Source organism: Polaromonas sp. CG_9.5, assembly GCF_035984465.1.
GTDB lineage: Bacteria > Pseudomonadota > Gammaproteobacteria > Burkholderiales > Burkholderiaceae_C > Polaromonas.
The window spans coordinates 20,535-29,695 of sequence record NZ_JAXCHR010000029.1; the positions used below are offsets into that span (position 1 = coordinate 20,535).

Annotated in this window: 8 protein-coding genes; 2 read left to right on the top strand and 6 right to left on the bottom strand. The window is 58.5% G+C overall.

Annotated features, from left to right (window positions below; genetic code table 11):
* Window positions 1-8 precede the first annotated feature (8 nt).
* The 6 genes from RCH06_RS16180 to trxA form a co-directional block, all read right to left on the bottom strand.
* Window positions 9-923 (bottom strand): carbon-nitrogen hydrolase family protein, encoded by a 915-nt coding sequence (locus RCH06_RS16180; RefSeq protein ID WP_327082495.1) that lies wholly within the window; start codon window positions 921-923, stop codon window positions 9-11.
* Window positions 920-1,594 carry a GNAT family N-acetyltransferase gene (locus RCH06_RS16185; RefSeq protein WP_327082496.1) on the bottom strand — a complete coding sequence of 225 codons (675 nt, stop codon included), beginning with the start codon at window positions 1,592-1,594 and terminating at the stop codon, window positions 920-922. Before RCH06_RS16185 ends, RCH06_RS16180 begins: the two co-directional genes overlap by 4 nt.
* Before the next feature lie 76 nt (window positions 1,595-1,670).
* On the bottom strand, window positions 1,671-3,431 hold the full coding sequence (locus tag RCH06_RS16190; RefSeq protein ID WP_327082497.1) for a hypothetical protein: 1,761 nt from the start codon (window positions 3,429-3,431) through the stop codon (window positions 1,671-1,673).
* A 155-nt stretch (window positions 3,432-3,586) separates the two neighbouring features.
* Window positions 3,587-3,886 (bottom strand): type B 50S ribosomal protein L31, encoded by a 300-nt coding sequence (locus RCH06_RS16195; protein ID WP_327082498.1) that lies wholly within the window; start codon window positions 3,884-3,886, stop codon window positions 3,587-3,589.
* 94 nt (window positions 3,887-3,980) lie between these two features.
* Window positions 3,981-5,243, bottom strand: coding sequence for a transcription termination factor Rho (gene rho / locus RCH06_RS16200; RefSeq protein ID WP_036804350.1), 1,263 nt, complete (start codon window positions 5,241-5,243; stop codon window positions 3,981-3,983).
* 291 nt (window positions 5,244-5,534) lie between these two features.
* Window positions 5,535-5,867 carry a thioredoxin TrxA gene (gene trxA / locus RCH06_RS16205; protein ID WP_327082499.1) on the bottom strand — a complete coding sequence of 111 codons (333 nt, stop codon included), beginning with the start codon at window positions 5,865-5,867 and terminating at the stop codon, window positions 5,535-5,537.
* 163 nt (window positions 5,868-6,030) lie between these two features.
* Here trxA and RCH06_RS16210 point away from each other — a divergent pair, with 163 nt between their 5' ends.
* Both RCH06_RS16210 and RCH06_RS16215 read left to right on the top strand, forming a co-directional pair.
* Complete coding sequence (locus tag RCH06_RS16210; RefSeq protein ID WP_327082500.1) at window positions 6,031-8,592, top strand: PD-(D/E)XK nuclease family protein; 2,562 nt, start codon at window positions 6,031-6,033, stop codon at window positions 8,590-8,592.
* Between the two features lie 218 nt (window positions 8,593-8,810).
* Entirely contained in the window at window positions 8,811-9,101 is a 291-nt protein-coding gene (locus RCH06_RS16215) for a hypothetical protein (protein ID WP_327082501.1), read from the top strand.
* Window positions 9,102-9,161 lie beyond the last annotated feature (60 nt).

Sequence of the window (9,161 nt, forward strand, 5' to 3'; positions counted from 1 at the left end):
GCTAGGCTTCAGCGGGTGGAGACGAGCAACACGTCATTGTTGTAGACATCGACGCGCTTGTCGTACAGGGGAATGGTGGTGCCGTTGACGCGATTCATGACCAGCTTGCCCAGGTCTACATCGGCGATCACGATCTGCTCCATGTTGGGCACGCCTTCGGCGGCAATGCCGTCTCGTGCAAACGGAAAGTCGGACGGTGTAATGATGGCCGCCTGGCCGTAATGCAGCCCGAGGCCCTCGACCGGGAGGTTGCCGACGGTTCCTGTCACTGCAACGTACACCTGGTTTTCAATCGCCCGGGCATGGCAGCAATAGCGCACGCGCAAAAAGCCTTGGCGATCATCGGTGCATGAGGGCACAAAAATAATGTCGGCACCCATTTCGCAGACCTTGCGGCTGAGTTCCGGGAACTCGATGTCGTAGCAGATCAGGATGGCAATGCGGCCGTGCGGCGTGTCAAACACCTGCAGGTTGTGGCCCGGATCGCCTTTCCATTTTTCTTTTTCCCAGCGCGTCAAATGAATTTTGTCCTGGGTAAATACCTTGCCTTCTGGGGTGAACATGTAGGCTGTGTTGAGCAGCTTGCCATCGCGTATGGTGGGATGGCTGCCGCCAATCACGTGCACCTTCCACTCCATGGCCAGTTCCTTGAACAGCTCGATGTAGCGCGCGGTGTAGTCGTTCATGTTGCGCACCGCCTGATACAGGTCGGTGGTGTCCATGAAGGAAAGCAATTGCGTGGTGAATATCTCAGGCAGCAAAACAAACTGCGGCTTGTAGTCGCCGGCAGCTTTCATCACGAAACGTACCTGGTTTTCAAAACCGCTCCAGTCGTGAATGGGCCGCAGCAGATATTGGACTGCCGCGATGCGCACGCTGATCGGCTTGGGTTCGTGAATGTGGGCTGGGGGAGTGGTGGTCATGACAGTGTTTCCTGTGTGGCGGCAAACGCCAGTTGCAGCTTGGTGGGTTGGGACGCATCGTAGTCGGGATTGATCCACGCGATCAGTGAGGCGTGGCCATGCGACTCCTTGTCGTCAGGAAGGTAGTTGTGCATGATCCCACAGTACCTGAATCCTTCGCGCAACTGAAAACTCAGCACCGGATCGGCAATATCTCCCCAGAGCACCTTGCGTGCGTAAAACTCTATAGCCATCTGCTCGGCGACCGCGTGATAGCCGGGCAGCCTGCCACAGGCGATGATGCGGCGCAGGTTCAATGCCTTGCAGGCGCGGCGTCTGGCTTCATACAGCGCATGCCCGACCCGTTTGCCGCGCAGTTTTGGCGAGACAAACACCTCGGCTCCATAGAGGGTGAAACCTTCCACTGTGTGCGTATCGAAGGTTCCTGAAGCCGTGATCTCGTCCCAGGTGTGCTCTTCTGCCCATTCATCCCAGAGGATGACCAGCGAACTGGCACAGCCGACCAGGCGATTGCCGTAAAAGGCGACAAACTGGCCTTCTGGAAAGACCTCAATCTGATGGGCGACGCGGTCGCGGTCCCAGGCGTCAATGCTTGGGTAGACCAGAGTTTGCAAGCGCACCAATGCGTCGATGTCTTCGAGTCGGGTGTTGCGTACGTTCAATGTTGGCATGGTTTCTTTGTATCGAATAGCGGCTTCAAGGCTTTTGAAAAGAAGCCGGCTGGGTGTCCGGAATTTCCGGGATTTCTTAGGGAAGTCGCGGGAGAGTGGCTGGCATGTAGGGGCTGACCCGCTTGAATATCAGCATGTTTTCTGTTTTGTCGGTGGGCTTGCGCACCGTGGCCTTGAACGCCCAGTCTGGCAAATTCACGACGCTGCTCAGTCTGGCCTGTGCGTTGACATCTACCACCAGGTAGGGGCAGTTGGACTGCGGGCTGACCGGGCGCAGTTCAAGCTGGCCGTGGTACTGCAAGGCGGCGGCCTGTGCGCTCTCGATGCCATAGATTTCAACACAGGATTTTTTGTCGACCAGGCTGGCGACCTGGCGCGACAGCGGCCCCAGGCTGCGCGCATAGTCCAGCAATGGCAACCACAGTGTCATCAGCAGCAGCCAGCACAAGGTAGTCCCGCCTGCAGGCAGTACCAGGGATTTCCATATGGCCGCCCGATGCGCACCCGTGCGCCATCGCACCAGCCAGGCCCAGGCCACTGTGGCAGCCACTGCCGTGACAAAGGCAATCAGCGAAAAGCTGGGCTCAAAACCCGGTGCCAACTTGGCCACGTTGGCTGCCGGCTGACGCGGAACGCCGGTTTGCATGGCAATCCAGATCACCCAGATGGCAAAGGCGCAAGTCGTGAAAAACAGCAGCGTGAACCAGTCGATCAGCGAAGTCACGCTGCGCTGGAGTGTGGGCAGTGCAAAGGCTGCCAGGGTCGCCAGCGGCGGCAGGCTCAGCAGCAGGCTGCGGTCGGAGGCAGTGGTGGTGAGGGTCGAGGCAATGGCCATGCCCGCAAACCACAATGGCAGCGCCACATGGCGGCTGGCCAGTTGCCGCCGCCAGCGCCACAGCGTCCACAAGGCCAGCGGAAGTGCCGGCCAGGTAAACCACAGCAGCAAGCGTCCCAGACTGCGCCAGTCGCTTAACGCCGATTGACCCTGGCCGCCGGGCAACTCAATCCGCCAGCGCCACAAGTCCAGCCCGAAGCTGAGCAATGCAACGCCCAGCGTGATGCCCGCAATCAGCAGCACCCAGTGCCAGGAGTGCTGTTTGCTGCCAGTGTCTGCGCCATTGGCCGAATGGCCCCAGCGCATGTGCGCCGATTCCACCAGTGCGCCACCGATGCCCAGCAGCAACGCCAGCGTCGGCGCGCCGCTCAGCGCCAGACCTGCCATGCCAACCAACAAACCCAGGGCCGGGCCGACAAGTTGGGTGGCCTGGCGATAAGGGCTGGAGGCCATGGCATAAAAAGCCAGCGCGGTAAAACCAAGTTGTGCCAGCGCGGGGGTTGTTTCGTGGGAAAACTGCGCCAGACCGAGGCAGGCAATCAGCGCCAGCACACCCGCATCGGCGATGGCGCGGGCATAGTCTGCCGGGTCGGCTTCGCCGCCAAAGGCAAACGCGACCGGTTGGGCTTGCGGGCTGCGGGCCAGGTAATAAACGGCATACCAGGTGGCCAGCAGCGTCAGCGTCAGCAGCATGACAAAAGGAATGCGGACAGCCGCCGCCGGGTCTAGAAAAGGCAGCGCCTTGATGGCGATGGCCCCCAGCCAATAAGGAACCAGCGCATCAAAACCCGTCGTCTGTCCGAGCAATTGCGGTTGCAGCCAGTTGGCCGCAACGGAGGCGAGTTCGCGCATGACGCCAAAGGCCGCGATGTCCTCATTTTTCCAGGGGCTGCGTCCCAAAAATCCGGGCAATATATACGCCACGCAAAAGATGAGCAGCGCCCAGCGCGGCAGGCGGCGCACGGCGGACTGGGCAATGATGGCAGGAGATGGTTTGTTCAAAACAACGGAATTGATGATGGAAAAGCCTGGGCAATGGTTGCCGCTTTGATTTGACGCAGCGCCCTCAGAACATAACAAATTTTGGCGAAAAAAAAGCAGCCTGAACTTCAGGCTGCTTTTACCGACCAGTGAAAGCGTTTAAGAACGTTTTCAGCTTATTCGGCAGCGACCGGTGCAGCAGCCGCTTCAGGCGCTGCGTCTTTGGCGGTTGTTTTGCCAAAACGGTTACGGAAGCGCTCAACGCGGCCACCCATGTTGTCCACGGATTTTTGTGTGCCAGTGTAGAAAGGATGCGATTCGCTGGACGTATCGAGCTTGTACAGTGGCAAGTCGCGGCCGTCTTCCATTTTCACCATTTCTTTGGTGTTGACGCAAGAGCGGGTCACGAATTTGAAGTTGTTGGACAAGTCCAAAAAGCAAACTTCGCGGTAGTTGGGGTGAATGCCTGTTTTCATGATCAATTCCTTTTTCATTGTTTTGGTAGCCACCCGGACCATTTCCAGGCACTTTCCATGAAGCCCACGATTATCACATTAAATGACCACAGGGTTACCCACCCCGGCGCATCATGTCGAAGAACTCGTGGTTGTTTTTGGTGGCCTTCATGTTTTTCAGCATGAGTTCCATCGATTCGATTTCGTCCATGTTGTACATGAACTGGCGCAGGATGCGTGATTTTTGCAGGATTTCAGGCGCCAGCAGCAGCTCTTCCTTGCGGGTGCCGCTGCGGTTCAGATTCAGGGCCGGAAACACGCGTTTTTCATACAGGCGGCGGTCCAGGTGGATCTCGCAGTTGCCGGTGCCTTTGAATTCTTCAAAAATCACTTCGTCCATGCGGCTGCCGGTGTCGATCAGCGCAGTGCCGATGATGGTCAGGCTGCCGCCTTCCTCGATCTTGCGGGCGGCGCCGAAAAAGCGCTTGGGCCGCTGCAGCGCGTTGGCATCGACGCCGCCGCTCAGCACTTTGCCAGACGAAGGCAGCACGTTGTTGTAGGCGCGGGCCAAGCGGGTAATGGAGTCGAGCAAAATCACGACGTCCTTGCCGAGCTCGACCAGGCGCTTGGCGCGCTCGATCACCATTTCGGCCACATGCACGTGGCGCGCAGCCGGCTCGTCAAAGGTCGAGGAAATAACTTCGGCACGCACGCTGCGCTGCATTTCGGTCACTTCTTCCGGCCGCTCGTCCACAAGCAGCACCATCATGACCACTTCGGGGTAGTTGGCGACGATGGCGTGGGCGATGTTCTGCATCATCACTGTCTTGCCGGACTTTGGAGGCGCCACCAGCAGAGCGCGCTGGCCTTTGCCGATAGGCGCAATGATGTCGATGATGCGGCTGGTCAGGTTTTCTTCGGCCTTGATGTCGCGTTCGAGCTTGAACTGCTCGCGCGGGAACAACGGCGTCAGGTTCTCGAACATGACCTTGTGCTTATTGTCTTCAGGCGGGCCGTCGTTGATCTTGTCGAGCTTGTTCAGCGCAAAGTAACGCTCGCCGTCTTTGGGCGTGCGCACCTCGCCTTCAATCATGTCGCCGGTATGCAGGTTGAAGCGGCGGATCTGGCTCGGGCTGATATAGATGTCGTCTGTAGAGGCGGTGTAGCTCGAATCGGGCGCGCGCAGGAAACCGAAACCGTCAGGAAGCACTTCCAGCACGCCATCGGCAACGATGGTTTCTCCTGTCTTGGCGCGTTTCTTGATGATGGCGAACATCAATTCCTGCTTGCGCATACGGCCAACGTTTTCGATCTCAAGGGCTTCTGCCTGCTTGAGGACTTCAGACACGTGCAGCGCCTTGAGTTCGTTTAAGTGCATGGGATGACTCCTCGCGGAGTTGATTTAGGAAAACGGGGGAGGTTTGAAAAGAAACCGCTCTGGATTGGAGGGCTGACAAACCGGGAATCGAACCTGCCGGCAGCAGCCGACGGGTGAACACGGAGCATTATGACAGGAAATAAAGACTGGAAAACTGGGGGTTACGCGGTGTGACCGGCTGATGTGGTGCCGTTCAAAACGCGCTGATTGGCAAGGAACTGCCCTGAAAAGATGAAGAAGAAAAAGTCCAGAAAGCCGGAAGACTCGGGCAGAGGCTTCCGGCGATAACGTTCAAGCCAGTTGCTGGTCGATGAATGCGGTCAGCTGCGATTTGCTCAGCGCGCCGACTTTGGTGGCGGCCAGCTGGCCGTCCTTGAACAGCATCAGCGTAGGGATGCCGCGAATGCCGAACTTGGCGGGAATCTCGCGGTTCTCGTCGACATTCATTTTGGCGATCTGCAGCTTGCCTTCGTAGCCGGTGGCCACGTCGTCAAGAATCGGCGCAATCATCTTGCACGGGCCGCACCATTCGGCCCAGTAATCCACCAGCACGGGGGTTTTGGATTGCAGCACGTCGGCATCAAAGGTGGCATCGGTAGTGTGTTTGATCAGTTCATTGGCCATGACGGCTCCTTGGTCTGGTTACGATATAAGGCAAGGCAAAAGCTTCGGTTATTGTGGCAGAAACCAAGGGTGCGATCGTTGCTGCCCCGCTATCTTGCCGATAGCGAATCCCTTGCGGCAGCTAACCCGCCATTTTTGATCATCGCTAAAACTCCAGTTCGTCATGACCAGTATTGATTCCGACCCTCTTGCCGATTCGTCTCAAACCCTTTCCGCCCGGAGCTGGCGGCAAGTCATCGCACAACTCACCGAGGTCATTGCGTCACGCGGGCTTCATCCCGCCGAGGCCGTGGTGCTGCTTCCCTATGCGCAGCTGATCCAGCACGCACGCCAGGCCTGGGCCGAAAGCGCGGGCAGCACCTTTTTTGTTCCGCGTTTTGAAACCACCATGAACTGGGCCAGCAGCCAGGGCGGAACGCTGGGCATGTTTACGCCCTCAGGCGTGGATTTGCACATGGATGTGTCCATCGACATGCTGACCGCCGCTTCGCTGCTGGGGCAGGCCGGACTGGCCGCGCAGCAGGAAGCGCTGGCCGGCCGGCTGGTGGAAGCAGCCTGGAGCCTGGGCCGCGTGGCTGCCGCCGTGTTGCCCGCCGAGCGTCAGGCGTGGAGCGAATCGGTCGCCGAAGCGCTGGGCGTGGGGCTGGATTCGCCGGTGCTGGCGCTTGAAGCTGCCGTGAGCCGCATTGCGCTGGCCTGGGTGGCGGCTTCCGCCTATGCCACGGACCGGCTGTTTATGGCTGAACCGGCATTGCTGGTGGTGATTGAGGGTTTTCAGTCAGAGCCGGTAACGGACGCCCTGAAAAAGCATTTTGGCGAGCGCGCCGTGTCGATTGCGCTTTGCCTTGCCGGTGAAGCGCTCGACGCCGTGGCGCCGCCCGTGCCGTCGCTGCATGCTGCACTCGACGCCGAAGACGAAGCCAGCCGCGCCGCCGCCTGCGTGCTGGCCCACTTGGCGCACGGGCGCAGCCCGGTCGCGCTGATTGCGCAAGACCGCCAGCTCGTCCGGCGCACAGCCGCCATGCTCGCCCAACGCGGCATAGCCATGCGCGATGAAACCGGCTGGAAGCTGTCCACCGCGCGCGCTGCCGCCGGGTTGATGAGCCTGTTGCGCGCCTTGCCCTGGGACGTGTCGACCGACGCCGTGATCGACTGGCTGAAAAACGCACCCGTCTTTGCGGCCAGCGCAGTCACGGCCGCTGAAACCGAAATGCGCAAATTCGGTGTGCGCGCCTGGCGTGATTTGCCCACGTCGCCGCTGGACGTGCTGGCCGCCGCGCAGCTTCTGGCGCGGCAGGTCAACGCCCTGCGCGCGGGCTTGACGCGCCCCCGTCCGCTGGCTGCATGGCTGCGTGATTTGCGCGCCGCGCTGCAGTCGGCCGGGCAGTGGGAACCGCTGACGCTGGATGAAGCCGGTCAGCGGGTGCTGGACGTGCTGCGTTTGCACGAGGGCGCCGACAGCGAATTTGAAGACGCGCCGGTCATGACGCTCAATGCCTTTACCAGCTGGGCCAACCAAGCGCTCGAAGCCGAGACTTTTTCCCCCGAACATCCGGCGGTCGAGCAGGTGGTGATCTTGCCGCTGGCCCAACTCTTGGGCCGCACGGCGCATGCCGTGGTGCTGCCCGGCTGCGATGAAATCCGTTTGCCGGTGTCGCCCGACCCGGCCGGGCAATGGACGCCCAGCCAGCGCGAATTACTCGGCTTGCCGTCGCGCGAAGACGCCACCCGCGTGGCCCGGCAGGCCTGGTCGTATGCCTTGCGGCTGCCGCATGTTGATTTGCTGTGGCGCACCAGCGAAGCCGGTGAGCACCTGATGCCCAGCGGCTTTGTGCAGGAACTGCTGCTGACGCGCAGCCTGGCGCAAGAAGAAGCCATTGACCCGCGCCAGCTTCGCGCCGTGCCTGTCTGCGCCACCTTGCGGCCCCTGCCAAGCGGCCAAGCTTTGCCGGTAACCAAGCTGTCGGCCAGCAGTTATGGCGACTTGCGCCGCTGCCCCTACCGCTTTTTTGCCTTGCGCCAGTTGGGCCTGCAAGAGTCGGACGAACTGGAAAGCGAACTGGGCAAGCGCGATTTCGGCAACTGGCTGCACAGCCTGCTGTGTACCTTTCATGAAGCCTTAAAAGCGGCCCCCACGCAAGACCATCCAGCGCGGGTAGCGATGATTAATGAAGCAGCAGAGCATGCCACGCAGGCGCTTGGCCTGAGCGACAGCGAATTTCTGCCGTATGCCGCCGCCTGGGGGCCGGTGCGCGACGGCTACCTGGCCTGGCTGGTCACGCATGAGGCGACCGGCGCGCGTTTTGAACAGGCTGAAATCTGGCGCGAAATGCCCCTGGGCCACCTCACGCTGGTCGGCCAGATCGACCGCATGGATCGGCAGGCGGACGGCGATTTGCTGCTGATCGACTACAAAACCGAGCCGCGCACCACCACCGCCGAGCGCATCAAAAACGGGCTTGAAGACTCGCAGCTGGCGTTTTATGCCGCCTTGACGGCCGACGACACGCTGGCGGCGGCCTACGTGAATCTGGGTGAAAAAGAGCCGACCCGCACCTACGACCAACCCGAGATCGTCGCCCAGCGGGATGCGCTGATCGACGGCATTTTGGACGACATGGCGCGCATTGCCCAAGGGCACGCGCTGCCCGCGCTGGGTGAAGGCAAAGCCTGCGACTACTGCGCAGCACGCGGTTTGTGCCGTAAAGATTTTTGGGAGTTTTAAATAAAAATATTATTTAAAAAATCTTTTTATTTAAATCAATTTGCGAATCAACAGTAGTGCGGATTTATTAAATAAGAATATGCATCCATGTAATAATTTATATGGATAAAAAATGCAATTCTCTAGCAAGTCAATTTTTAGTAAATTTACTATAAATTATTTCGTTAATTTTGGACTGAAATTAGAATGTTATTCGTGAAAATGATAGGAGAAGTAGCTTGAATAAAAAAATTTCAGCTTCAAAATTAAAAACTATTCCAATTATTAGAAATAAAAAAATAAAATTTTTTCGCAGAAATTTAGTTAAAGATATTTCAATTAGCTTTGAAGATTTAATATGCGGAACTGCTTTAAATAACGGGCCATATGTAGATAATGATTATTCTGGTCTTGTTGACAGGTTGAGATCAGACATTGCTGAATTACACCCTCAAATTCAAACAGTGCTTTTGAAAAACGAACGGTTGCCCGCCTGGCGTTGTTGCATAAATTCCCTTGCAGCCGAATGAGCAGGCTGCCGCGCTGGTAGGCTCCCTGACTTTGCCTCGAACATGCGAAAAGACACTCTT

Coding starts and splice junctions, on each gene's coding strand:
- RCH06_RS16180 (WP_327082495.1), bottom strand. CDS start 923: ATGACCACCACTCCCCCAGCCCACATTCACGAACCCAAGCCGATCAGC.
- RCH06_RS16185 (WP_327082496.1), bottom strand. CDS start 1,594: ATGCCAACATTGAACGTACGCAACACCCGACTCGAAGACATCGACGCA.
- RCH06_RS16195 (WP_327082498.1), bottom strand. CDS start 3,886: ATGAAAACAGGCATTCACCCCAACTACCGCGAAGTTTGCTTTTTGGAC.
- rho (WP_036804350.1), bottom strand. CDS start 5,243: ATGCACTTAAACGAACTCAAGGCGCTGCACGTGTCTGAAGTCCTCAAG.
- trxA (WP_327082499.1), bottom strand. CDS start 5,867: ATGGCCAATGAACTGATCAAACACACTACCGATGCCACCTTTGATGCC.
- RCH06_RS16210 (WP_327082500.1), top strand. CDS start 6,031: ATGACCAGTATTGATTCCGACCCTCTTGCCGATTCGTCTCAAACCCTT.